This is a genomic window from Bradyrhizobium sp. MI1.7 (assembly GCF_055811795.1).
This window is the reverse complement of the sequence record NZ_JBVVPO010000057.1, coordinates 30,667-54,614: the sequence shown is the minus strand read 5'-3', so window position 1 is coordinate 54,614 and position 23,948 is coordinate 30,667. Positions and strand designations below refer to the sequence as shown.

Annotated in this window: 19 protein-coding genes; 1 reads left to right on the top strand and 18 read right to left on the bottom strand. The window is 64.8% G+C overall.

Annotated features, from left to right (window positions below):
* Window positions 1-124 precede the first annotated feature (124 nt).
* From AC0L3X_RS35545 to AC0L3X_RS35500, 10 genes are all read right to left on the bottom strand, one after another.
* Window positions 125-1,336 (bottom strand): ABC transporter substrate-binding protein, encoded by a 1,212-nt coding sequence (locus AC0L3X_RS35545; RefSeq protein ID WP_063984649.1) that lies wholly within the window; start codon window positions 1,334-1,336, stop codon window positions 125-127.
* Between the two features lie 113 nt (window positions 1,337-1,449).
* On the bottom strand, window positions 1,450-1,674 hold the full coding sequence (locus AC0L3X_RS35540) for a LapA family protein (protein ID WP_014496835.1): 225 nt from the start codon (window positions 1,672-1,674) through the stop codon (window positions 1,450-1,452).
* Between the two features lie 92 nt (window positions 1,675-1,766).
* On the bottom strand, window positions 1,767-2,342 hold the full coding sequence (locus AC0L3X_RS35535; protein WP_014496836.1) for an HdeD family acid-resistance protein: 576 nt from the start codon (window positions 2,340-2,342) through the stop codon (window positions 1,767-1,769).
* A 129-nt stretch (window positions 2,343-2,471) separates the two neighbouring features.
* On the bottom strand, window positions 2,472-3,995 hold the full coding sequence (locus AC0L3X_RS35530) for an FAD-dependent oxidoreductase (RefSeq protein ID WP_063984651.1): 1,524 nt from the start codon (window positions 3,993-3,995) through the stop codon (window positions 2,472-2,474).
* A gap of 32 nt (window positions 3,996-4,027) precedes the next feature.
* A complete protein-coding gene (gene folE, locus AC0L3X_RS35525) occupies window positions 4,028-4,654 on the bottom strand; it encodes a GTP cyclohydrolase I FolE (protein WP_063984652.1) in 627 nt (208 codons plus the stop codon).
* A gap of 126 nt (window positions 4,655-4,780) precedes the next feature.
* Complete coding sequence (locus tag AC0L3X_RS35520) at window positions 4,781-5,671, bottom strand: alpha/beta fold hydrolase (protein ID WP_063984653.1); 891 nt, start codon at window positions 5,669-5,671, stop codon at window positions 4,781-4,783.
* A 111-nt stretch (window positions 5,672-5,782) separates the two neighbouring features.
* Window positions 5,783-6,610 carry an HD domain-containing protein gene (locus AC0L3X_RS35515; protein WP_063984654.1) on the bottom strand — a complete coding sequence of 276 codons (828 nt, stop codon included), beginning with the start codon at window positions 6,608-6,610 and terminating at the stop codon, window positions 5,783-5,785.
* A 205-nt stretch (window positions 6,611-6,815) separates the two neighbouring features.
* Entirely contained in the window at window positions 6,816-7,694 is an 879-nt protein-coding gene (locus AC0L3X_RS35510; protein WP_063984655.1) for a transglutaminase family protein, read from the bottom strand.
* Window positions 7,691-10,216, bottom strand: a complete 2,526-nt coding sequence (locus AC0L3X_RS35505; RefSeq protein WP_063984656.1) for a circularly permuted type 2 ATP-grasp protein — start codon at window positions 10,214-10,216, stop codon at window positions 7,691-7,693. Before AC0L3X_RS35505 ends, AC0L3X_RS35510 begins: the two co-directional genes overlap by 4 nt.
* A 27-nt stretch (window positions 10,217-10,243) precedes the next feature.
* Window positions 10,244-13,513 carry a transglutaminase family protein gene (locus AC0L3X_RS35500; RefSeq protein WP_063984657.1) on the bottom strand — a complete coding sequence of 1,090 codons (3,270 nt, stop codon included), beginning with the start codon at window positions 13,511-13,513 and terminating at the stop codon, window positions 10,244-10,246.
* Window positions 13,514-13,776: 263 nt separating this feature from the next.
* On the opposite strand from AC0L3X_RS35500, the gene AC0L3X_RS35495 reads away from it, so the two are divergent.
* Entirely contained in the window at window positions 13,777-14,703 is a 927-nt protein-coding gene (locus AC0L3X_RS35495) for a lipase family protein (protein ID WP_187387769.1), read from the top strand.
* Between the two features lie 13 nt (window positions 14,704-14,716).
* Here the strand turns inward: AC0L3X_RS35495 and AC0L3X_RS35490 are convergent, their stop codons facing one another.
* The 8 genes from AC0L3X_RS35490 to hpaR all read right to left on the bottom strand — a co-directional run bounded on the left by AC0L3X_RS35490 (window position 14,717) and on the right by hpaR (window position 23,831).
* Complete coding sequence (locus AC0L3X_RS35490) at window positions 14,717-16,240, bottom strand: UxaA family hydrolase (protein WP_473317207.1); 1,524 nt, start codon at window positions 16,238-16,240, stop codon at window positions 14,717-14,719.
* Between the two features lie 159 nt (window positions 16,241-16,399).
* Window positions 16,400-17,176, bottom strand: coding sequence for an HpcH/HpaI aldolase family protein (locus tag AC0L3X_RS35485; RefSeq protein WP_028146930.1), 777 nt, complete (start codon window positions 17,174-17,176; stop codon window positions 16,400-16,402).
* 128 nt (window positions 17,177-17,304) lie between these two features.
* Window positions 17,305-18,390 (bottom strand): malate/lactate/ureidoglycolate dehydrogenase, encoded by a 1,086-nt coding sequence (locus tag AC0L3X_RS35480; protein WP_063984660.1) that lies wholly within the window; start codon window positions 18,388-18,390, stop codon window positions 17,305-17,307.
* A 15-nt stretch (window positions 18,391-18,405) separates the two neighbouring features.
* The gene (locus tag AC0L3X_RS35475) at window positions 18,406-19,134 is read right to left on the bottom strand and encodes an ABC transporter ATP-binding protein (protein WP_063986556.1); all 729 of its coding nucleotides are present in this window, start codon (window positions 19,132-19,134) and stop codon (window positions 18,406-18,408) included.
* Entirely contained in the window at window positions 19,134-20,912 is a 1,779-nt protein-coding gene (locus AC0L3X_RS35470) for a branched-chain amino acid ABC transporter ATP-binding protein/permease (RefSeq protein ID WP_063984661.1), read from the bottom strand. Before AC0L3X_RS35470 ends, AC0L3X_RS35475 begins: the two co-directional genes overlap by 1 nt.
* Window positions 20,909-21,781: a branched-chain amino acid ABC transporter permease gene (locus AC0L3X_RS35465; protein ID WP_063984662.1), complete on the bottom strand. Its 873-nt coding sequence runs from the start codon at window positions 21,779-21,781 to the stop codon at window positions 20,909-20,911. The genes AC0L3X_RS35470 and AC0L3X_RS35465 overlap by 4 nt, the downstream gene beginning before the upstream one ends.
* Window positions 21,782-21,864: 83 nt before the next feature.
* A complete protein-coding gene (locus AC0L3X_RS35460) occupies window positions 21,865-23,010 on the bottom strand; it encodes an ABC transporter substrate-binding protein (RefSeq protein ID WP_063984663.1) in 1,146 nt (381 codons plus the stop codon).
* A gap of 305 nt (window positions 23,011-23,315) precedes the next feature.
* Complete coding sequence (gene hpaR / locus AC0L3X_RS35455) at window positions 23,316-23,831, bottom strand: homoprotocatechuate degradation operon regulator HpaR (protein WP_063984664.1); 516 nt, start codon at window positions 23,829-23,831, stop codon at window positions 23,316-23,318.
* Window positions 23,832-23,948: the final 117 nt, after the last annotated feature.

The following is a 23,948-nucleotide window of genomic DNA, read 5'->3' as shown; positions in this document are numbered from 1 at the left end:
TCTTCGCAGGCATTGCCAGGACCAAGGCCTTCTCTCCTGACGTCTTCAGCCTCAAAAGCCGATAACGCAACAGGCCCACAAGGGGAGAGGGTGCACTGTCTCTGCGGCCGCTCGCGCAGTCCCCTCACGTCCCGCGCAGCAGCTCGCTCGCCACGATCCAGTCGTTGCCGTCGAACTGGAGCATGTAGCCGTCCTTGATGGGGCGGAAATCCTGCGGTGTGGTGTTGAGCGTGATGCCGGGCAACAGAAGCGACAGCGGCACGTTCTTGAGGTTCGCCGCCTGCGCCATGATGTTCTCGCGCGTCAGATTGTCCTTGCACTGCTTGAGCAGGACGACCAGCGCCTCGGCGACGGTGTAGCCGTAGAGGCCGGCGACGTTGTTGATGTCGGCATTGGGCAGGCGCTTCTTCATGAAGTCGATATAGGCCGTCATCGACGGGTCGTCCTTCGGCTGCTCGACAAACGGCTTGAGCGAGCCGAGCGACAGCACGCCCTTGCCGGCATCGAGGCCCGCAGGGACCATGACGGTCGCCTTGTTGGCGCAGCCGGAGGCGAGGAAGCGCGTCGGTTGCCAGCCGACCTCGTGCGCCTTGCGGATCGCCTGCGCGCAGGCGCGCGGCGTCACCGAATAGATCATGAAGACATCGGCCTTGGTGTTGGCCAGCGTCAACACCTGGGAATCGACGGTGGGATCGGTGACCTCGAAGCTCGAGGCCATCGCGAGTGCCTTGTCGGCGTCGGCACCAAGCGCTTCCTTGACACCGCGAAAATATTCCTTGCCGGCGTCGTCGTTCTGATAGAGCACCGCAAAGCGCGCGTTCGGGTTCTTGGCGCGGGCGTAAGCGACGTCGATCGCGGCCTCGCTGGTGTAGTTCGGCGCCCAGGGCAGCGCCATCGACCACGGCATGTTGGCGGGATCGTTCCACTTCGAGGCCGAGCTGATCAGGAACAGCTGCGGCACCTTGTTGCTGTTGAGGTATTTTGCGATCGCCGAGTTCGGCGCCGTGCCCATGGTCGCGAAGATGAAGGCGACGCCGTCGCCCTCGACCAAGCGTCGCGCGGCTTCCATGGTCTTCGGCGGCGAGAAGGCGTCGTCGAGCGACAACAGATTGAGCTTGCGGCCGTTGACGCCGCCCTTCTCGTTGACCTCATCGAAATAGGCGGAGATCACCCTGCCGGTGATGCCCAGCGGCGATGCGGGGCCGCTATAGGGCATGGTGTTGCCGATCTTGATCTCGGTGTCACTGACGCCGGGACCGTAGGACTTTTGCGCGGAGACGGGCGTGGACAGGCAGGCGGCAGCCAGCGCTGCGGCCAGGACCAAAGCGGCTCTCATGGTTTCTCCCCGGTGATGATCGTCCACGCGAGGCGACCGCGCGGCGTGCTGCTTTTTGCCAGCACGTCAGATCAGCGGAGTTCCGCAACACGGTCTTGCGTCGAGTTGCTGGTTCATTCGACGTCTCGTTTCGAACCTGCGTATGAACGCCGCAGCAGGGCGAACAGGCTGCCGCCGGTCGCGGCTCCAACGAGATAGACAACGAGGGTTTGGAGCGCGAGCGGCAGACTGAGATTCATCTTGAAGAAGGAGATCGTGACCGTGTCGAGATTCTGCACGGCGAAGACGATGGTCGCTGCGGCGAAAAACACGATCACGGCGAGATGAAACCAGCGCATGACAATCCCTCAGCGTCGCCCGACGCGCGATGAAATCTGGATGAACCGTCATCGCGCTCTTGGGCGACCACGGTCCTTCTCCGGATCAAGCCTTAATGGCGCCGCCGCAGGCTAAAGCCCAGACTGACCCAGCCGGCGCCGGCCATGATCAGGTCGATGCCGAGGAACAGGCCGAGGATATAGACGCTGTTGACCGGCCAGCGCGCCAGGATCAAGAGCCCGAGCAGCAGGGTGATGACCGCAGACAGCGCTACCCACACCCACGGGCTTTCCCTTTTCATGCTGAAGGCGAGAAACAGCCTGACGGCGCCCGAGGCCAGCAGCGACGCGCCGAGGAACAAGGTGAGCAGCACCGCGGCGAACAACGGGTTCTCGAAGGTCAGGAAGCCCGCGACGATATAGAGCACGCCGAGCAAGGCCCAGATCAGGAACTTGCCCCAGCTCTTCATCTGGAACGCGCCGATCACCTCGGTGACCCCGGCGATGATCATCATCACACCAACCACGAGCACGCTCGCCACCGTCGCCATCATCATGCTGCCGAGCGCGATGAAGCCGGTGATGAGATAGACGACGCCGAGGGCGACGATCCAGCCCCACTTGGCGTGCAGCGCAGCAATGCCGGACCCAAGACCCAAGTTTGGAGACGTATCCGAAGCACTTGTCATGACGGCTACTCCTGCATGCGAAGTCCCAAGGCACATCTCAGGATAGCACGAGCCGCGCCGGGACAACAGCCAGTAGAGCAGCCCCCCGGGAGCCCCCATTGACTTAAGTCAAGAGCGGACGGGGCCGCCTCACGCGCGCGAGCGCTCCATGTCGAGCTCGGCCTTGAGACTATCGAGATCGCGATAGATCGAAGCAACCGCGAGCACGCGGCCGTCCTTGCTGTACTTCAGCAGGCAATCCCTGCCGTCGATGCTGCCGTCGATGGCGATGTCGTCGAAGCTCTCGGCATGGCCGACATAGTTGATCGGAACGTCGTAGTGCTGCGACCAGAAGAACGGCACGGCGTCGAAACGTTCGCGCCTGCCGAGCATGTTGCGCGCCGCGGCCTGGCCCTGCCGCTCCGCCACCACCCAGTGCTCGACGCGGATGTTCTGGCCCGAATGCGGATCGGGCCAGCGCGCGATATCGCCGGCCGCGAAGATACCTGATGCGCTGGTCTCGAGATACTCGTTCACGCTGACGCCGCGATCGATGGCGAGCCCCGCCTGCTCCGCGAGCACAAGGCGCGGCCTGACGCCGATCCCGACCACGACCAGATCGGCCTCGATCACGCTGCCGCTCTTCAGTGTGGCGCGTTTGCCGTCGAGCTTTTCCACGGTGTCCTCGAGGTGAAAGTGGACGCCGCTCTCTTCATGCAGCGCGCGGACGAAATCGCCCATCTCGGGGCCGAGAACACGCTGCATCGGCCGCTCCTCGGGCGCAACCACATGCACCTCCAGCTTGCGCGCCCGCAAGGAGGCCGCGACTTCGAGGCCAATGAAGCTGGCGCCGATCACCAGCGCGCGCTTCGCGCTGCCCGCCGCCTTGATGATGGCACGGCTGTCGGCAACGGTCCGCAAGGTGTGCACGTGTGGCTGGTCCGCGCCCGGAATCTGCAATTTGACCGGCTCGGCGCCGGTCGCGAGCAGCAGCCGGTCGAACGGCAGCTTGTCGCCATTGCCGAGCGTGATGGTGCGCGCCTTCGGATCGATCGCTGCAACATTGGTGTTGAGCCTGAGATCGATGCCCGCGTCCTGATAATAGTCCTCGCCCCGCAGCGGCAGCCAATCCTCGGGTGCACTGCCGGCGAGGTAATCCTTGGAGAGGTTCGGCCGGTCGACCGGCATCGCGCCGTCATCGCTCAGCATGGTGATGGCGCCGGCAAAGCCCTCGCGCCGAAGCGTCTCGGCGGCCGCAAAGCCGGCCGCACCGCCGCCGACGATGACGAATTTTTCCGCCGTCGGCGCGCTGCGATGTGACGCTGCAGGCTGCGGCATCTCGCGCTTGCGCTGAACCGAGATCCCGTCCTGGTCGCGCGTGACCTCCCAGACCGCCAGCGCGTTCAGCGCGGGCGGGCGGGTGGCCTCGCCGGTGCGCAAGGAGAAGCAGGCGTGATGCCAGGGGCAGCGGATCGTGTCGCCGACGACCAGCCCTTCGGCGAGCGGGCCGTGGTAGTGGCTGCAGGACGGCTCGATCGCGAAGACCTCGCTGCCGGCTTGCACCAGCAAGACGTCTTCCTCGCCGACATGGCCGAGCAGCTTGCCGTCCTCGAACGCGGTCAGCAACACGCCCTTGGTGAGGTCCGGCCCGCTCGGCGTCTTGTGCTCGGTCATGGTGTCGTCTCCTTCAGCTCGGCCCGCGCGGATCACGCGTCCGAATTGGCCAGCCCCAACAGCTCCTGACGCGTCAGCGCGTTGTCACGGAACACACCCAGCATGCGGCTGGTAACGAGATCGGTTCCAAGTTTGTGCGCGCCACGCGTGGTCATGCAATGATGCGTCGCCTTGATGATGACGCCGACGCCTTCCGGCTTCAACACATCGTTGATCGTATTGGCGATCTGCGCGGTCATCTTCTCCTGGATCTGGAGGCGTTTTGCGTAGATGTCCACCACACGCGCGAGCTTGCTGATGCCGACGACGCGGCCCTGCGGGATATAGGCGACCCAGGCGCGGCCGACGATCGGCGCCATGTGGTGCTCGCAATGGCTTTCGAAGCGAACGCCGCGCAGGACGATCATCTCGTCATAGCCTTCGATCTCCTCAAAGGTCTTTTGCAGGATTTCGGTCGGATCCTGCGCATAGCCGGAAAAATACTCTGCGAAGGCGCGCGCAACCCGGTCCGGCGTGTCGTGCAGACCGTCGCGCGCGGGATCGTCGCCCGCCCAGCGGATCATGGTCCGGACCGCCTGCTCGACCTCGGCCCTGCCAGGCCGTTCGCCCGGCAGCTGCGCCACCGCGACGGCTTGCAACCTGCGCGCATGTGAATTCATCAATAGCCTCCCTGCAATGAGCCGCGCACATCTGGCGGCCCCTCAGCTTGGACGGCTGCAATCGGAAAAGGTTCCCGAAGTCGCGAAAAATCGGGCGACCGGGCGGCAGGGCGGGAAAGCCGGGCTTTACGAGGCTGCTTTCCGCACGTCGAGCACGGCGCGCGCCCATTCCGCAGGCCGCTCCTGCGGCAGGTTGTGGCCGGCTCCAGCGAAGACACGCCGTTCGAACACGCCTTCGAATTTGGGCGCATGATGGGCGGTGCCGGGATTGACGCCATCGCTGTCGCCGTCGACCGCGATCGTCGGGACACGGATCGGCGGCTGCGCGGCGAGCTTCGCCTCGATCGCGGCATAGGCGGGATCGCCTTCGACCAGCCCATAGCGATGACGGTAGGAGTGGATCACGACATCGACGAAATCAGGATTGTCGAACGCCATCGCACTCGTTTCGAACGTCGCGTCGTCGAAGCTCCATTTCGGCGACCACATCGCCCAGAGCTGGCGCGCAAAACCGCGCCGGTTGCGCTCCAGCGCACGCCGGCCGCGCTCGTTGTGGAAGAGATATTGATACCAGAGCGCCGCTTCCTCCGGTGGCGAAGCCGGCTCCATCGAACGCGCGATGTTCTGGATGTTGTAGGAATTGCCGGAGACCAGGGCGATCACGCGCTCGGGATGCAGCACCGAGACCACGCAGGCCGCGCGCCCGCCCCAATCGTAACCGCCGAGGACCGCGCGTTCGATGCGAAGCGCATCCATGAAGGCCAGCAGATCGGCGCCGAGCGCCGCCTGCTCGCCGGAGCGCAGCGTCGCGGCGGACCGGAACCGCGTCGGCCCGTAGCCGCGCAGCCACGGCACAAGCACCCGCGCGCCGGCTTCCGCGATCAGCGGCGCGGTCTCGGCATAGGCGTTCACATCATAGGGAAAGCCGTGACCCATGATGCAGGGCCAGCCATCCGGTGCGCCGTATTCGAGATAGGCGATGTCGAGGATATCCGTGGCGATGGTTTTTTGTTGCATGATTTGCTCACGGAGTTGAGAGGCCGTAGCCTGGATGGAGCGCAGCGCAATCCAGGATTCGCGGATGCAGGCGTCCCCGCATTCCGCTTCGCTCCATGCGGGCTACGGGGGCTATTTCTGCGGGCCTGACAGCGAGATCTCGCGTTCGGCGCGGAACACATTGCTGTAGAGATTGGCGATCCACTGCCGGCCGATCTCGGTCTTGTTGAGGTAGCTGATCTCGGTCTGGATGTGCGGTGCGACGCTGTTCCAGTAGAATTGTGGATAGCGGTTCACGATGTCGGCGGGCGAGTCGTAGCCGAGCTGGCGATTGATGCCGACCTCTTCGAATTCGTAGTAGAGCGCGTTGGCCTTGCGCAGATAGTTGGGATCGCCGAGCTGACCGATGAAGTCCGCGGCGCGCAGGATCGAGGCCTCGTCGTCGTACTCCTGGCCTTCACGGGCCGGGAAGCGGGTGCCCTCGATGGCGCGGGCGACGCGCTCACTGTCGATACCGCGGATCGGTGGCAGCCGCCGCCGCACGAAAAGCATCGAACGATCAACGTGATACATCATCAGACTGGCATCCGACGCGCCGCGCGGCAGCGACACCTTGGTGCCGGCCTCGTCGACCACGAAACCGTCTTCGTCGTCCTCCGGAAACAGCCCGCGAACATAGCCGATGTCGTGCGCAAGGCAGGCGATCAGGATATGGATGTAGTCCTCGGCATCGAGGTGCGTGTGCAGATTGCGGCCAAGCATGATCGCCTGGGCCGCCAGCGTCACCAGCATCGTATGCTCGATATTGTGATAGAGCGCATCGCTGTTGCCGATGCATTCCATCGCAGTGCGCGTCGAGGCCTCCACCACCCTGGCATAGGAATCGTCGTACCTGCGACGCATGAACGAGCCCAGCAACTTCTCCAGGGATTCAGCCGCCAGTCTCGGTAACGTCATCATGGATGCAGCCCCGCTTGTCGGTGGTGTCCCACGCCAGCTCCCGACGTCTCATTCGTGTCCTCAACGCAACGGCCAGCATAGCCCATCTTGGGCCAAGTGACCAAACGCCGGGACGAATTTACGGAAATATGTTGCTGTTGTGCCCTGCGACATCACGGTTGCGGTCGGGCCGCGACACAGCCTGGCCGAGCCGGCGAGACCGCTTTTATTCCACCAGCAGCACGTCCACGGCGACGCCGAGCTTCTGCTTCGGCGAGCCGACAATGATGCCGTCGACCGGCGAGACGTCGGAAAAGTCGCGCCCGACCGCGAGCACGATGTGATCGTTGGCGACCAGCAAATCATTGGTCGGATCGAAATCGACCCAGCCAAGCTCCGCGCCGCACCACAGCGACACCCAGGCATGGGTGGCATCGGCGCCCTGCAAGCGCGGCTGGCCCGGCGGCGGAATGGTACGGAGATAGCCGCTGACATAGGCTGCCGGAAGGCCGAGCCCGCGCAGCCCTGCGATCATCACATGGGCAAAGTCCTGACAAACGCCGTGGCGCTTGTCGAAGACCTCGCCAAGCGGCGTCGAGATCACCGTGGCCTTCGGATCGTAGCGGAATTCGGTGCGGATGCGATGCATGAGATCGGTCGCACCGGCGAGGATCCCTGCGCCGGGCGCAAAGCTCGTGGCCGCATAGGCGCTGACGGGGTGCAGCACCGGCACCAGCGGGCTCGCAAAGACATAGCCGACCGGCGAGGACGGCCCGAGGCTCGTTGCTTCAAACGCGATGTCGCGGATGCTCTCCCAAGGCGGGCTGACGGCATCGCGCGCCGGCGATTTGCGCGAGACGGACACGCGCGAGCGCGAGTCGATGCGCAAGTTTCGGTGCGCGGTTTCGATCACGACGCTCTCGGTGAGCGTGCCGAAGAAGTCGCGGCGGACGTGGCGCTCGGACGGGCGCGGCCGGATCTCGACCCTGTGCGAGATCAGCTCCTGACCGTCGCCGCTCTTCGGCTCCAGCCGCAGCGTGCAGCGAGCGAAGCTGACCGCACTCTCGTATTCGTAAGTCGTGACGTGACGGATGTCGTAGATCACGCCAGCCCCGTCAGCTTTTCCGGCCGGCTGGCATTGGGGCCGTGCGGGAAGTAGTGCAGCCCGATCGCCTCGGCGAGGCTGAGCAGGTCCTGTTCCAGCGAGAACAGGGTCTTGACCTCGAGCTTCTCGGCTTCCGCGGTGGCCAGCATCGCCTGCGCCGCCACCGCGAGCCGCTGCGGCTGCTCGATCAGGCCGTGCTCCTTCAGGCTCGGGAGCGAAGCGATGTGCTCGTTCAGCGTCGTCACCTGGAACGCGACCGAACGCGGATTGTAGCTGTCGAGCACCGCGAGATCGCGCACCGGCGCCAGGATCGGCGCCAGCAGATAGCGCGAGCGGTAGGTGATCTGGGAATCCACCAGCGTCAGCAGGATATCGAGATCCTCGTCGCAGGCCTCGTCATAGGCGAACTGGCGCGCGAAGCGCGTGGTGTTGATGGCGCGCTCGGTGCGGCGGCCGATATCGAGGAAGCGCCAGCCGGCGGCGCGGTTCATGTTCTCCTGCGCCAGTCCCGCAAGGCTCGCAAGCTCCTGCAAGGTCAGCTCGGCCGCGCTCAGCACATCGTCGTCGTCCTCGACCTCGTAGGCCAGCCGATCGGCCATCTCGGTGATGACCTGCCAGGCGTCGGGCGACAGCCGCTCGCGCAGGGATGTCGCCGTGCGCTGCGCCGCGCGCACCAGCGACAGCGCCGAGCCGAACCGCTCCGGGCTCTGCAGCGCTTCGGCGACGATGCGCCCCGGCGCAGTGCGCGAGGCCTGCGAGATCGCGCCCCACGCCACCAGCAGGCGCTGGATGCGGTCGGCCGATTGCAGCGAGGCCGCGGTGCCCTTGTTGGGCCCGCTCGGCGAGCCCAGCGCGCGCACCAGCCGCAGCGTTGCCTCGGCGCGTTCGAGATAGCGGCCGAGCCAGAACAGATTGTCCGCGGCGCGGCTCGGCAGCACACCGGCGATGCGGCGGATCCGCACCTTGTCGGTCGCGGGCAGCAGCGTCGCGATCGAGACCTTCTTGTCCGAGACCACCCAGACGTCGGCGGCGCGCGCGCCGTCGCCCATCGACACCGCGCGCGCGTCCGCCTGCTCGGCGATCCGGCAGAAGCCGCCGGGCATGATGGCCCAGCCGTCGGCCGTCGCGGCCGCGAACACGCGCAGCACGAAGGGACGCGGCGTGAGCTGGCCCTGCTCCCACACCGGCATGGTCGAAAGCCGCACCATCTCCTGGCCGACATAGTCCATGCCGCGCGCGCTGATGGCGTCGACGAGACGCTGGCGCCCGGCGGCGTCGAGCTCGCTCGCGAGCACCGGGCCATTGCTGTCGAAGCCGGGAACGCCGCGGCGATAGGCGCCCTCGATCGCGACCTCGTCGAGCCGTGACAACACCTCGTCGCGCGCGTTGCGCTGGCCGCACCACCAGGTCGCGATATGCGGCATCTTGAGCTCTTGCCCGAGCAGGCGGCGGCTCAGGGCCGGCAGGAAGCCGAGCAGCGCGCGCGCCTCCAGCACGCCCGAGCCCGGCATGTTGGCGACGACGACGCCGTCCTTGCGCAGCACGTCGATCAGGCCGGCCACGCCGAGATGCGAGGACGCATCGAGCTCGAGCGGATCGAGCGAGTTGGAATCGACCCGGCGCAGCAGCACGTCGAGCCGCTTCAGGCCGGCGACGGTGCGGATGTGGATACGGTTGTCGCTGACGGCGAGATCGTCGCCCTCGACCAGCAGGAAGCCGAGATAGCGCGCCAGGGTTGCGTGCTCGAAATAGGTCTCGCTGAAGCTGCCCGGCGTGAGCACGCCGATGCGCGGCTCGTCGCGATCGGCGCGCGCGCGCAGGCTGTCGCGAAACGCCTCGAAGAACGGCGCGACGCGCGGCACGTTCATCGACTTGTAGAGGTCGGAGAAGGCACGCGAGAGCACCAGGCGGTTCTCCAGCGCATAGCCCGCGCCTGAGGGCGCCTGCGTGCGGTCGCCGAGCACCCACCAGCGCCCGTCGGGCCCGCGGCCGACATCGGCGGCATAGAGCGAGAGATAGCGCCCACCCGGCGGTGGCACGCCGCAGACGGGACGGAGATATTCGGGGCTGCCGGCGATCGCGGCCGCCGGCAACGCGCCTTCCGCGACCAGCCGCCCCTCGCCATAGATGTCGCGCAGCACGAGCTCGAGCAGTTCGGCGCGCTGGGTGATGCCGGCGGACAGCTGCTTCCAGTCGGCCTCGTCGATCAGCAGCGGCAGATGGCTAATCGACCACGGCCGGTCGGCGCTGTCGCCGGGCGCACGGTAGGTGACGCCGGCCTCGCGCAAATGGCGGTCGGCCATGCCGAACCGCCGTTCGATCTCGTCCGGCGCGAGCGCGCCGAAGGCGTCGAAGAAGCGGCTCCAGACCGCGCGGGGGGCGCCGCCGGGCCCCAGGAACTCGTCGGGGATGCCGGGCAGGCGGCTATAGTCGCGGACCCATTGCGCGAGGCGGCGCTGGCCTTCGCGCTGACCTTGCGCCTTACCCGTCTTGTCGTCCTGTTCGGCTGCGCCCTCGCCCATGCGCCTCTCCCTGCCCCACCATCATTCTCATTGCAGGAGCGGGGTCCGCAAGTCGAGGGTCAGCGGAAACTCATTTGTGCGTTCCTCGGGCGGGGGCTGCATCGGACCCGGCGTATGGCCGTGGTCCTGGAAGCGCGCCAGCCGCCGCGCCTCGGCCTCGTAGGTGTTGACGGGCTTGGTGTCGTAGCTGCGGCCGCCGGGATGGGCGACGTGATAGACGCAGCCGCCCAGCGAGCGCCCGTTCCAGGTGTCGATCAGGTCGAAGGTCAGGGGCGCGTGAACGGGGATGGTCGGGTGCAGGCCGGAGGCCGGCTGCCAGGCCTTGAAGCGGACGCCGGCCACGGCTTCGCCCGAGCGACCGGTCGAGGTCATCGGCAGGCGGCGGCCGTTGCAGGTCACGATGTGGCGGCCCTCGACAAACCCCTCAGCTTTCACTTGAAGCCGTTCGACCGAACTGTCGACATAACGCACCGTGCCGCCGGCCGAGCCCTCCTCGCCGAGCACATGCCAGGGCTCCAGCGCCTGACGCAATTCCAGCGTCACGCCGCCATGATGGACGCGGCCGAAGGCGGGGAAACGGAATTCGAGCTGGGCCAGATACCATTCTGGCTCAAAGGGATAGCCGGACTGCTTCAACTCAGAAAGCACGTCAAGAAAATCCTGCCAGATGAAGTGAGGCAGCATGAAGCGATCATGCAGCGCAGTGCCCCAGCGCACGAACTTGCCTTGTTGCGGCTCGCGCCAGAATTTTGCGATCAGCGCGCGGATCAGCAACTGCTGCGCCAGCGACATGCGCGGATCGGGCGGCATTTCGAGCGCGCGGAATTCGACGAGGCCGAGCCGGCCTGTGGAGCCATCCGGCGAATAGAGCTTGTCGATGCAGATTTCGGCGCGATGGGTGTTGCCGGTGATGTCGACGAGCAGATGGCGGAACAGCCGGTCCACCAGCCACAGCGGCGTCTGGTAGCCCGGCGGCGGCACATGCGAGAGCGCGATCTCGAGCTCGTAGATGCTGTCGTGGCGCGCTTCGTCGATCCGCGGCGCCTGGCTGGTCGGGCCGATGAACAGGCCGGAGAAGAAATAGGACAGTGACGGATGCCGCTGCCAGTACAGCACGAGGCTCTTCAAGAGATCAGGCCGGCGCAGGAACGGCGAGTCCTGCGGGCTGGAGCCGCCGACCACGACGTGGTTGCCGCCACCGGTGCCAGTGTGGCGGCCGTCGACCAGGAAGCGGTTGGCGCCGAGGCGTGTCTTGCCGGCGTCCTCATAGAGCCCGACGGTGATGTCGACCGCCTCGCGCCAGCTCTTTGCCGGCTGGATGTTGACCTCGATGACACCAGGGTCGGGCGTCACCTTGATGACCTCGACGCGCGGATCGAACGGCGGCGGATAGCCCTCGACATGGACCTGGAGCTGCATCTCCTCGGCGGTGGCTTCGAGGGCCGCGACCAGTTCGAGATAATCCTCGATGCGCTCGACCGGCGGCATGAAGGCGCAGAGCACGCCGTCGCGGACTTCGACCGACATCGCGGTGCGGACGGGGACGGACGTGTTGAGATGCTCGGGCGCGATCTGCGGCGGCGATTCCGGGCGCGCGGCGAGGGTGAACACCGGCAGCTTGCCCCGCGGCTCCAACGGATCCTGCTCGACGATGTAAGGATATTGGTTGGGCGGGATGTAGCCGAGCGAGCCGATCGGCAGGCGCAAGCCCAGCGGTGAATCGCCCGGCATCAGGAACAGATGATTGCGCCGGAGTTGCCAGCGCTCGCTGCGCCAGCGCGGCGGCGCGTTCCAGCGTTGCACCGGCAGCACGAAGCCACGCGGCGTGTTGAGGCCCTCGTCGAACACGCGCGCCATCCGCGCGCGGGCTTCGGGATCGGATAATTTGGAGTCGGACGGATCGACGTTGAGGGGAAGCTCGGCTTCCTTCTGGAGCCAGTACGCGGTGTCCTCATAGGCTGGGATGATGTAGCCGGGATCAAGTCCGAGCCGCGCCGCCGCGCCCTCCACGAATTCCTGGGCGTCCTTGACCTCGGCGCGCCGCGGATTCTCGATCCTGGCGATCAGATCGGCATTCTTCCAGATCGGTACGCCGTCCTTGCGCCAGTACAGGCCAAAGGCCCAGCGCGGCAGGCTTTCACCGGGATACCATTTGCCCTCGCCGAAGTGCAGCAGGCCACCCGGCCCGAAGCGCGTGTGCAAGCGGCGGATCAGATCGTCGGCGAGCGCGCGCTTGGTCGGGCCGACGGCCTCGGTGTTCCATTCCGCCGCTTCGAGATCATCGACGGAGACGAAGGTCGGCTCGCCGCCCATGGTCAGCCGGACATCCTGCGCGGCGAGATCGCCGTCGACCTGCTCGCCGAGGTCATTGAGCCGCGTCCAGGATTCGTCGGAGAACGGCTTTGTAATGCGCGGCGCCTCGCGGATGCGCTTCACGCTCATGTCGAACTCGAACTCGACCTCGGCAAAGCCGGCGCCGCCGGAGATCGGCGCCGCCGAACGATAATGCGGCGTGGCCGCAACCGGGATGTGCCCCTCGCCCGCGAGCATACCCGAGGTCGCGTCGAAGCCGATCCAGCCCGCGCCGGGCAAATAGACTTCGGCCCAGGCATGCAGGTCGGTAAAATCGTTCTCGACCTCTGGCGGTCCCTCGATCGGATCGATGTCGGGGCGTATCTGAATGAGATAACCGGAGACGAAACGGGCCGCGAGACCGAGATGACGGAAGGTCTGGATCAGGAGCCAGGCGGAGTCGCGGCACGATCCGGCACCGGAGGAGAGCGTCTCCTCCGGAGTCTGCACGCCGGGCTCCATGCGGATGATGTAACGGACGTGCTTCTGAAGCTCGCGATTGAGATCGACCAGGAAGTTGACGGTGTTCGGGGCTTCAGGCGGGATCGCGTCGAGAAATTTTGCGAACAGGCGATCGGGCTTGATGGTCTCGAGATACGGCGCGAGCTCGGTCTTCAGATCCTTCGAATACTCGAACGGAAAGCTGTCGGCATAAGGCTCGACGAAAAAGTCGAACGGGTTGACCACGGTCATCTGCGCCGTGAAGTCGACCTCGAATTTCAGCTCGGTCGTCTTCTCCGGAAAGACGTAGCGCGCCAGCCAATTGCCTTGCGGGTCCTGCTGCCAGTTCACGAAATGATTGGCCGGAGTGACCTTGAGCGAATAGCTCAGAACCGGCGTGCGCGTATGCGGCGCCGGCCGCAGCCGGATGGTCTGCGGGCCAAGATCGATCGGGCGGTCGTATTTGTAGTGCGTGACGTGGTGTAATGCGACGTAGATCGACACGGGGTGCGGTGCTCCAGCAGCTTTTTTGAGCAGAACACCGGTTCCGGGTGGGATCAAGCACTAACAACGGGCACGGGTTGCCTACGCCGCGGGCTGAATTGCGAGTTACACTTGCCGAAGTGATCTACCTATGATCGAATGAACCATTGCCTGCACAAGCCGCGCCCGACGCGCCGCTTTGCGCATGATGGACTCTCCCGTTCGTAATGGTTGCCGCGCAACGTCTCGACGCGTGGCGCGGCCCGAAAGAGGAGATGTTTCCGATGAGCTTTCTGGTCAGATTCCCACGGGCTTCCTATCGCGCCGACGCGCTCGATGGTTTCACGGTCACTCCAGGTTTCACACCGGAAAACGCGCAAGCCATGATGTGGTTGTCGCAGCTCGCCTACGAGACCGACGACCGCGACAAGGTAGACAATATCCTGACGGCACTGGGGCTAGAGATGCGCGGCTTCGGTGCCGACACTCCCGCTACAGGTTTGGTACCGCCAAAAGCCCGCTTCATTGTCGCCGTCGGACGCGGCGCGACTTTCGTCACACTCTCCGGCACCGATCCGCTCAGTATCAAGGATTGGATCACCGACTTCACCCTCGCACCAAGTCAAAATGTTCTTCACAAAGGATTTGCCGAAGCCGTCGATGCAGTCCGATCAGACATCGAAGTCGCGATCAGGAGTGGCGGCGCCGGACAGCCGCTCTTCTTTACTGGACACAGCATGGGCGGCGCCTTGGCAAATATCTCAGCACTGCGGGCGTTGGATCATGGCCTGCGGGCAACCGCCATTTACACGTTTGGCGGGCCGCGAACCGGCGGTCAGGATTTCTTTGAAGCCTACGAGCCTCTCAGCGAAAGCACGTTCCGGCTCGTCAACGGTAACGACATCGTCCCGGCCGTTCCACCCAGCCTGCGAGGCAACTTCCGCCACGTCGGCCGAATGCTGCGTTGCGCGTCTGGCTCGACCTTCGCAGGTCAGGTGCCGGCGTCGAAAGAGGGAAACGACCCCAGCTTCAACCTAGTCGGGCTTGGTACCCTTCTTACCGGAGGCAATTTCCACCTGAAGATCCCAAGCATCGAGGAACTCCGCAACATCGACCCGCGGACGCTCGACCAATCCGACGTACTGCCCGGCTTCGTGCGCGACCATGTTCCGGCAAGCTACTTCCGGGCGTTGTCGGTCACCATTCCGTAACTGCCGCGTAGCCTCACATCGTCGCCCCGAGCACCCAGGGCGCGAATTCGGCACCGCCGAAATCGAAGCTTTCGCTCTTGGTCGGCTGTCCGGACGCCGTCTTCAGGATGAGCTCGAAGATGCGCTGGCCGCATTGCTCGACGCTCTCCTCGCCTTCGAGGATGGTGCCGCAATTGACGTCCATGTCCTCCTCCATGCGCTTGTACATGGGCGTGTTGGTGGCAAGCTTGATCGAGGGCGCCGGCTTGCAGCCGAACACGCTGCCGCGGCCGGTGGTGAAGCAGACCAGATTGGCACCGCCGGCGACCTGGCCGGTCGCCGCGACCGGATCGTAGCCGGGCGTGTCCATGAAGATGAAACCCTTCTTGGTGATGGGCTCGGCATAGCGCAGCACGTCGACGAGATTGGTGGTGCCGGCCTTGGCCATCGCGCCGAGCGATTTCTCCAAAATGGTGGTGAGGCCGCCGGCCTTGTTGCCGGGGCTCGGATTGGCGTTCATCTCGGCGCCCTCGCGCTCGGTATACGCGTCCCACCAGTGCATGAGATCGACCAGCTTCTCGCCGACCTCGCGGCTGACGGCGCGGCGCGTGAGCAGGTGCTCGGCGCCGTAGGTCTCCGGCGTCTCCGACAGGATCACGGTGCCGCCGTGACGGACGATGAGATCGCTGGCAGCCCCAAGCGCCGGATTGGCGGATACGCCGGAATAGCCGTCCGAGCCGCCGCATTGCAGGGCCACGGTGAGTTCGCTGACGGGCACGGATTCGCGCTTGACCTTGTTGGAGTCCGCGAGAGCTTCACGCACGAAGGCAATACCCGCTTCGACAGTCTTGCGGGTGCCGCCGACCTCCTGGATGTCCATCGCGCGCAGGCGGCCGGCGAGCTTCTGCTCCTCCATCAGGCCGCCGATCTGGTTCACCTCGCAGCCCAGCCCAAGCACGATGACGTGGGAGAAATTGACGTGACGCGCATAGCCGCCGAGCGTGCGGCGGAGCAGCGCCAAGGGCTCGTTCTGCGTCATGCCGCAGCCGGTCTTGTGGGTCAGCGCGACCACGCCGTCGACATTGGGGAAGTCGGCGAGCGGATTGTCGCCGGTGAACGGATTCTTCTTGAAGACGTCGGCGACGAGGCTTGCGACATGCGCGCTGCAATTCACCGAGGTGAGGATGCCGATATAGTTGCGCGTGGCGACGCGGCCATCCGGGCGGCGGATGCCCTCGAAGGTCGCCGGCAGATCGAAGTTCGGCGTCGGCTTGACGTCGGCGCAATAGGCATAGTCCTTGGAAAAATCGCCCATGCCGCAGTTCTGCGTATGCACGTGCTGGCCCGGCGCGATCGGCACCGTCGCAAAGCCGATGATCTGTCCGTAGCGCCTGACCGGCTCGCCCACTGCGATCGGCTTGATCGCGACCTTGTGGCCGGAGGGAATGCGCTCGACCGTGGTCACGCCGTCGGCAACCAATGTTCCCGGCGGCAGGCTCGCGCGCGCGATCAGCACGCCATCATCGGGATGGAGGCGAATGACGGGGCTGATGGTCATGGCAGGTCTCCTGTATCAAAACTATCGTGCCCCGGACGCAGCGCAGCGTGAAACGGTGCGCTGCTGAGCCGGGGCCCCATGTGTCGTTTCTTTCGCAAGCAACCGGGTCCCGGCTCTGCGAAGCGGCGCTAGGCGCCGCATCGCGTCCGGGACACGAGATCAGGCCTTCCCGGCCGAATCCTTGCGGGTCGCGTTGACCTGCATCTTGGCGTAGGTCGTCATCAGGCCGACTTCGTTGGACAACGTCACCAGCTTGAAGCCCATGTTGATCGCACGCGCCGCGCCTTCCGCGCCGCTGCAATGGATACCCGGGTTGAGGCCGCGCTTGGCGCATTCCTTGATGATCTTGTCGTAGATCGCGAGGATCTCGGGCTCGCTGCGGTCGAGCTTCGGCTCGAGGCCGTAGGAGAAGCCGAGGTCGGACGGGCCGATATAGACGCCGTCGATGCCCTCGACGTCGAGGATCGCTTCCATGTTCTCGACCGCGGTCCTGGTCTCCATCATCGGCAGCAGGATGGTGTCGGCATTCGCGGTCTTCTGGTAGGAGCCCGCGGTGCCGTACATGCCGGCGCGGATCGGGCCGTTGGAGCGGACGCCCTGCGGCGGATACTTGGAATACGAGACGAGGTTCTTGGCCTCCTGCGCCGTGTTCACCATCGGGCAGATCACGCCGTAGGCGCCGCCATCGAGCACCTTGCCGATGATGCCGGGCTCGTTCCAGGGCACGCGGACCATCGGGGTCACGGGATGCTTGTCCATCGCCTGGAAGCACTGCACCATCGAGAGATAGTCCTGCACGCCGTGCTGCATGTCGACGGTGACGCTGTCGAAGCCGCATTGCGCGATCATCTCGGCCGAGAAGCCGGAGGGAATCGCGAGCCACGCGTTGACCACGGCCTTGCCCGACTTCCAGATTTCCTTGACCTTGTTCGCCACGTTGCCTTCCTTCTTTTGTTGCTTGGACCGTTGTTTGGACCTTCGTCACCATGACGAGCGCCGCGACAGCACGGCTCTGCTGTTACCGCGAACCGGGGCTCCGCGCTACGCTCGCAATGACGCAAGACCTATGCGGTCGCCCGCTGGATGCTGACTTCGCTGACGCCGACCTCGCGGGCGGTGCTCACTATTGCCGCCCAGGTGTCATCCGGCAAGGGGATGCCGTTCTTGGTGCGCTCAGCCCGGGTTTTCCGCTCGGGATCGCCGGGAATCAGCACCTGATCGACCCCCGCCATCGGCTTGGTGGCACGGATGAAGTCCGTATAGCGCGATACCTCTGCGTCGAACACATGGGAGGTATCGACGACCTTCGGATCGATATAGAACGCCAGCATGCCGTTGGCAAAGCGCCGCTCGCCCGAGGTGGCTCCAGTTCCGGTCAGCGCGCCGCCGAGCAGCTCGCACATGAAGGCGAGGCCCGATCCCTTGTGGTCGCCGAAGGCGCGGATCGCGCCGGTGCCCTTGGTGTGATCGCGCGGCCCTTCCGGCGTGAAGGGCCCGTAGAGCACGGTCGGGTCCTCGCTCAGGGTCCCGTCGGCATCGACCAGTGCGCCCTTCGGCAGCTTCTTGCCGCCGCGGCTTGCGACCAGCACCTTGCCTTCGGCGACGACCGAGGTGGCGAAATCCAGCACGATCGGATCCTGGCCCTCGCGGGGGATGCCGACGCAATAAGGCGCGGTCGAGAGCCGCTTCTCGACGCCGCCGAACGGCGCCACCAGCAGCGAGCCGGCGGCATTGACGAAATGCACGGAGACCAACCCATCGGCGGCGGCCATCTCGGCCCAGTCGCCGACGCGGCCGATATGGCCGGCATTGCGCAACGCAACAGCGGCAAGGCCCGCCTTCTTGCACTTCTCGATGCCGATCCTGACCGCTTGCGGCGTTACGGTCTGGCCGTAGCCGAACTTGCCGTCGACCACCGCGAGCGAGGGCGTGTCGACAACCACCTCTGCGGTCTGGTTCGGGACCACGAAGCCGGTCTTCAGCCAGCGGATGTAGACGGGCACGCGGATCACGCCGTGGCTGTCATGGCCAGTGAGATTGGCCGTGGTGAGATAGGTCGCGATCCGCTTCGCCTCCTCCGGCGAGGATTCTGCGTGACCAAACACCTCGCCGACGAAATCGATGAGGTTCTGGACCTGGATCGTGACCATCAAGAAACTCCCCGGTTAAGCATTCACCTTGGCATGGCCGCCGAGATAGGCGGCGCGGATCGCTTCGTTGCCCCAGAGCGCGTCGGGCTTGCCGCCGAGCACGATGCGGCCGGTTTCGAGCACGTAGCCGTAATCGGCCACCGACAGGCCCATGCGCGCATTCTGCTCGACGAGCAGCACTGTCGTGTTGCGCCGGATCTCCGAGATGATCTTGAACACCGCCTGCACGATGACGGGCGCAAGACCGAGCGAGGGCTCGTCGAGCAACAACAGCCGCGGCTTGGCCATCAAGCCGCGCGCGACCGCCACCATCTGCAACTGGCCGCCGGACAGCGTCCAGCCGAGCGCGTTGGTGAACTTCCGGATGTCAGGGAACAGGTCGAACATCGCGTCCGCCTCCCGCGAAATCTCCGAGGTCGGCGCCCGGCGATTGGACGCGCCGAGCATGATGTTCTCTTTCACGGTGAGACCCGGGAACACCCTGCGGCCTTCCGGCACGTGCGAGATACCCATGCGGACGATCGCTTCCGGACCAAGACCTGCGATCGACTTACCGTCGAAAAGGATGTCGCCGGAGGTCGGCTTGGCGAGGCCGGAGATGGCACGCAAGGTCGTGGACTTGCCGGCGCCGTTGGCCCCGAGCAGCGTCACCACCTGCCCCTGCTCCACCGCGCAGGTCACCCCGCGCAGCGCTTCGATCTCGCCGTAGCGCACCACCAGATTGCGGATTTCGAGCAACGGCATCATTCGCTCCCGAGATAGGCGGAGACGACGTCGGGATGACGCAGCACGGCCAGAGATTCGCCGTCCGCGATACGGCGTCCGAAGTTGAGCACGGTGATGTGCTGGGCCGCTTCCGAGACCAGCGTCATGTCGTGATCGATGATCAGGATGGTCAGGCCCTGCGCCGCGATGCGCTTGAGCAGCTCGTGCAGCTCCAGCTTCTCGGTCGAGTTGAGGCCGGCCGCGGGCTCGTCGAGCAGCAGCAGCGTCGGGTTCGACGCGAGCGCACGAGCGATCTCGATCAGCCGCTGATGGCCGTAGGAGAAGCTCGATATCAGCTCGTTGGCGCGGCTGCCGAGCCCGACGAAGGTCAGTGCCTCCATCGCACGCTCGGTCAGGGCGTCGTCGCCCTTCCCGACCATGGTGTTACCGGGCCGTTCCGCGCCGATCTCGACGTTCTCCAGCGCCGTCATCGAGCGGAACAGGCGGATGTTCTGGAAGGTGCGCCCGAGACCCGACGCCGTGCGCTGATGCGGCGGCATGTGGGTGATGTCGGTGCCGTCGAGCACGATCTTGCCTGCGGTGGCCACATAGAGCCCTGAGAGCACGTTGAGCGTCGTGGTCTTGCCCGAGCCGTTCGGCCCGATCAGCGCATGCACACCGCCGCGCTTCACAGCGATGTCGACACCGTCGACCGCCTTCAGGCCACCGAAATGCTTCGACAGGCCGGTGACTTCCAGCACCGTGTCGCCGCCGATCGTCGCCGGCTTCAATTGCAGGGCAGCCGCTGCCGGCGGCGCCTTGATCTTGGCGCGCCAGCGCGTGAAGGCGTCCGCAACAAAGCCCCATATGCCGTCAGGCATGAAGCGAATGATCAGGATCACGAACAGGCCGTAGATCGCGAGATAAAGGCCCGGCACGCTCTTGAGGAAGCGCAGCCATTCCGGGATCAGGATCAACAGACCCGTGCCGATGGCAGAACCGATCGGCGAGGCCACGCCGCCGAGCAGCGACATGGTCAGGAACACGATCGATTCCGCAAAGGAGAACTGATCGGGGCTGACATAGGCGAAGCCGCCGGCGAACAATCCGCCCGCGAGTCCGCCGAGCAGCGCACAGAGCGCGAAGGCGTAGATCTTGGTGCGGAACACGTCGATGCCGTTGACACCAGCCGCAAGCTCGTTGTCGCGGACAGCGCGCATGGCACGACCGAGCTTGGTGTCGGAGAGATGCCAGACCAGATAACCGACGATCGCCAGCATCGCGACGCAGAAGGCGAGATAGCTTTGCGACGACTGGAACAGCTCGGGACGCTTGATGTTGGGGACGCCGTCGGGACCGCGCGTGAGCCAGATCGCGTTGATCATCACCAGCGTGACGATCTGCTGGAACGAGATCGTCACCATCGCGAGATAATGACCGCCGAGCCGCAGCGTGGACATGCCGAGGAACGCGCCCGCGAGCAGCGAGATCACGCAGCCGCCGACGAGACACAGCCAGAAGCTGAGCTGCAGATCCGTCGTGCCCATGCCGACCGCATAGGCGCCGAGCCCGAAGAACGCGGCCTGCGCCAGATTGATCTGGCCGCACAGGCCGAGCACCACCGAGAGCCCGAACACCGCGATCGAGAACGTGGTGGCCTGAAGCAGGATGTTATGGACGTATCCGTCGAAGCGCATGTTGGCCGCGAGCGCGACCAGGATCGCCGCGCCGATGAAGTACGGCAGGTGCCGGATCACGAGCGGTTTCGAACGGATGGCGGGCGCCGGGATCGGCATGTTGTCGCTGGGGGCGCTCATGCCTTTTCCGCCACGCGTTCGCCGAAGATGCCTTGCGGCCGGAAGATCAGGAAGGCGACCAGCACCAGGAAGGCGAAGCCGTCCTTGTAGGGCACCGAGATATAGGCCGCACCAAAGGTCTCGATCACGCCGAGCGCGAGACCGCCGATGATGGCGCCGGCAACGTCGCCAAAGCCGCCGATGATGGTGGCCGCGAACGCCTTCAGCGCGATCGTCGAGCCCATCTGGATCGAGACGAACAGCACGGGCGCGACGAGGATGCCGGCAAGGCCGCCAAGCACCGCCGAATAGATGAAGGTGATCATGATCATGGTGGAGACGGAAATGCCGAGCAGCGAGGCCATTTCCTTGTCCTGCGAGGTCGCCTGCAGCTTCTTGCCGAGCAGCGTCTTCTCGAAGAACCAGAAATTGAAGATCACGAGACAGATGGTGACGCCGATGATCAGCAGATACTGGCTGTCGAGATAGACCGGGCCGACCTGAATGCCCGGCGTCTCAAACCAGCCTTCCAGCACCTGCGGCTGCGGGCCGTAGATCGCGAGCACCGAATTCGCCATCAGGATCGAGGCGCCGATGGTGGCGATGATCACAGGCAGATAGGTGCGGTGACGCAGCGGATAATAGACGCCGAGATTGAAGATGACACCGAGCAGCGCCATGCCGAGCAGCGCGACGATGAAGGCCGCCCAATAGGGCAGACCGGCTTCGACCGCGACGACCATCAGATAGGCCGCGACCATGGAGAATTCGCCCTGGGCGAAATTCACCACGTTGGTGGCACGGAAGATCAGCACGAAGCCGAGCGCGACGAGCGCGTAGACGGCGCCGATACCGATGCCGGTAAAAAGGAGTTGTAGGGCGAGATCCATGACAAGCTTCTGTTGGAGGTCGGATGCGTTCGCCGAAAGACGGTTCGACCTCCCCGATCGAAATCGGGGAGGCCGTTTCAACGTCAGTCGTTGAACTCGATGTGCTTGTCGAAGACGATGTTGCCCTTCTCGTTCTTCACGATGTTGTAGCCGTGGAGACCATCGCCGTTCTGGTCGAAATTGTATTCGCCCTCGGCACCCGGGAACTTCTTGATCGCGAGGATGGCTTCGCGGACCTTGGCCGGATCGGTCGTGCCGGCCTTGTTGATGGCCGCCGACAAGACGCTGATGGCGTCGAAGGTCCAGGAGCTCTGGTTGTCGGGCGCGACCTTGACCGCATCACGGTAGATCTTGCCGAACGCCTTCGAGCCTTCGCTGGAATTCTCGGCATAATCGGCAACGCCATATGTATTGTACAGCGCGGGACCCGCGAGCTTCAACGCGGTGATGTTGACGATCGAGGGCGAGCCGACCCAGGGAATGTTCACGCCGAGCTGACGGAGCTGCCGGGCGAAGATGCCGAGATCGTTCTCGAAGGTGAAGTAGGAACCGAGAATGTCGGCACCCGACTGCTTGATCGCGAGCACGACCGGGGTGAAGTCCTGGCTCTGGTTGGCGTAGCCTTGGTCGAGCACCGAGGGGGCACCGAGCTTTTCGAGCGCGGCGGTCAACGCCTTGCCGCCGGCGGTGCCAAAAGCGTCGGTCGAGTGCAGCACGGCCCACTTTTTCTTGCCGAGCGTATTGACGCCGTATTCGGCGATGACGCGACCGGAATAGCTGTCATTGGGGCGGCAGCGGAACAGCCACTGATTGCCCATGTGGGTGAGGTTAGGATCGGTGCCGCCGATCATCACGGGCTTGCCAAGCTTGATCACGTCGGGCGCCATCGCGTGCACCTGGGTCGAACGGATCGAGCCGAGGAACCCGACGATGTCGGACTGCGCGGCGAGCTTGGAGAAAGCGAGCACGATGCCGGGATTGGTGGTCTGGTCGTCCTCGACGATCAGCTCGCCCTGCTTTCCCAGGATACCGCCGGCTTTGTTCACAGCTTCGAGCGCGAGCTTGGCGCCCTTGATGGCGTAACCGCCGGATTCAGCGGCTGGACCGGTGACGGGCGCGCACATGCCGATCTTGATGGTGGCGCCTTGCGCATGCGCGCTCTTGATGAGGTATGGCGCGGCAATGCCGGCAGCAATTCCGGCCGCGAAGTCGCGTCTCGTCAGTCTCATTCATTCCTCCCTGGGGCCGGGCATCCTTGTCGGCCCTTCTTGGTCTTGGTTCTGTTTTGGCTCTATCGCTGAATACAGGACCGGATGCTACTTACGAATTCTGCCGATACGAGTAAATTGATATTGCGCCAACATCGACTAACTGCGCAGAGCGCGCACCCAATAGTGATCAACACCCGCGACGGCTGTCTATTCTCAGCGATTTCTCACGGCATTTTCACGCATTTCGCGGCGATCGCGCTGCCCACGCGTTATGCAATGATGACAGTCATGCGTAGTTGGAAAGTGATCATGCAAATTTGCCGTTACGTTTCATCCGTGACGTCACTCGCGTCCGTGGAAGCGAGACACGATTCCAACTGACCGAGCATCTCCTGCAACTCGGCGAGCTTGCGCGCGCCGAAGCGTTGCGTGATCTCGGCGTAGATCGCCTCCGAGGATGGGGCGACCGCGGCCATCAGCTTCACGCCCTCCTTCGAGATCGAGACCATGCTGCGGCGCTGGTCCACCTTCGCGGTCTTGCGCTCGATCAGATTGCGCGCCTCGAGATCGCGCAGGATGCGCGACAGGCTCGGGCCGAGGAGAAATGCCGTGCGCGCAAGCTCAGTCACCTCCGCGGCCTCGATGGCTGCCAATGCGCGGAGGATGCGCCATTGCTGCTCGGTCAGGCCGTGCTCGCGCAGCTTGGGACGAAATTGCCGCATCACCGCTTCACGTGCCCTGAGCAGCGACATCGGCAGCGAACGCGAGAAGTCACGCATCGGCACCTGCCGTGCGGCGGGCTCACTTCCGTTCGCGGGATCAGCCGGTCTCTTCGTCATGTCGTCCTTTCAAAGCCGCCCTTTCAAGCCGCAAAATGTTTGCAGTGCAGCAAACCCAAATTGTGTTTGACGCATCCACTTAACATGTTAAGTATCTCCGGGCACCACGATTTGTAA

What these genes read in the sequence shown, in the direction of transcription:
- AC0L3X_RS35545 (WP_063984649.1), bottom strand. Translation starts at nt 1,336, where the DNA reads ATGAGAGCCGCTTTGGTCCTGGCCGCAGCGCTGGCTGCCGCCTGCCTG.
- AC0L3X_RS35540 (WP_014496835.1), bottom strand. Translation starts at nt 1,674, where the DNA reads ATGCGCTGGTTTCATCTCGCCGTGATCGTGTTTTTCGCCGCAGCGACC.
- AC0L3X_RS35535 (WP_014496836.1), bottom strand. Translation starts at nt 2,342, where the DNA reads ATGACAAGTGCTTCGGATACGTCTCCAAACTTGGGTCTTGGGTCCGGC.
- AC0L3X_RS35530 (WP_063984651.1), bottom strand. Translation starts at nt 3,995, where the DNA reads ATGACCGAGCACAAGACGCCGAGCGGGCCGGACCTCACCAAGGGCGTG.
- folE (WP_063984652.1), bottom strand. Translation starts at nt 4,654, where the DNA reads ATGAATTCACATGCGCGCAGGTTGCAAGCCGTCGCGGTGGCGCAGCTG.
- AC0L3X_RS35520 (WP_063984653.1), bottom strand. Translation starts at nt 5,671, where the DNA reads ATGCAACAAAAAACCATCGCCACGGATATCCTCGACATCGCCTATCTC.
- AC0L3X_RS35515 (WP_063984654.1), bottom strand. Translation starts at nt 6,610, where the DNA reads ATGATGACGTTACCGAGACTGGCGGCTGAATCCCTGGAGAAGTTGCTG.
- AC0L3X_RS35505 (WP_063984656.1), bottom strand. Translation starts at nt 10,216, where the DNA reads ATGGGCGAGGGCGCAGCCGAACAGGACGACAAGACGGGTAAGGCGCAA.
- AC0L3X_RS35495 (WP_187387769.1), top strand. Translation starts at nt 13,777, where the DNA reads ATGAGCTTTCTGGTCAGATTCCCACGGGCTTCCTATCGCGCCGACGCG.
- AC0L3X_RS35490 (WP_473317207.1), bottom strand. Translation starts at nt 16,240, where the DNA reads ATGACCATCAGCCCCGTCATTCGCCTCCATCCCGATGATGGCGTGCTG.
- AC0L3X_RS35480 (WP_063984660.1), bottom strand. Translation starts at nt 18,390, where the DNA reads ATGGTCACGATCCAGGTCCAGAACCTCATCGATTTCGTCGGCGAGGTG.
- AC0L3X_RS35475 (WP_063986556.1), bottom strand. Translation starts at nt 19,134, where the DNA reads ATGCCGTTGCTCGAAATCCGCAATCTGGTGGTGCGCTACGGCGAGATC.
- AC0L3X_RS35470 (WP_063984661.1), bottom strand. Translation starts at nt 20,912, where the DNA reads ATGAGCGCCCCCAGCGACAACATGCCGATCCCGGCGCCCGCCATCCGT.
- AC0L3X_RS35465 (WP_063984662.1), bottom strand. Translation starts at nt 21,781, where the DNA reads ATGGATCTCGCCCTACAACTCCTTTTTACCGGCATCGGTATCGGCGCC.
- AC0L3X_RS35460 (WP_063984663.1), bottom strand. Translation starts at nt 23,010, where the DNA reads ATGAGACTGACGAGACGCGACTTCGCGGCCGGAATTGCTGCCGGCATT.
- hpaR (WP_063984664.1), bottom strand. Translation starts at nt 23,831, where the DNA reads ATGACGAAGAGACCGGCTGATCCCGCGAACGGAAGTGAGCCCGCCGCA.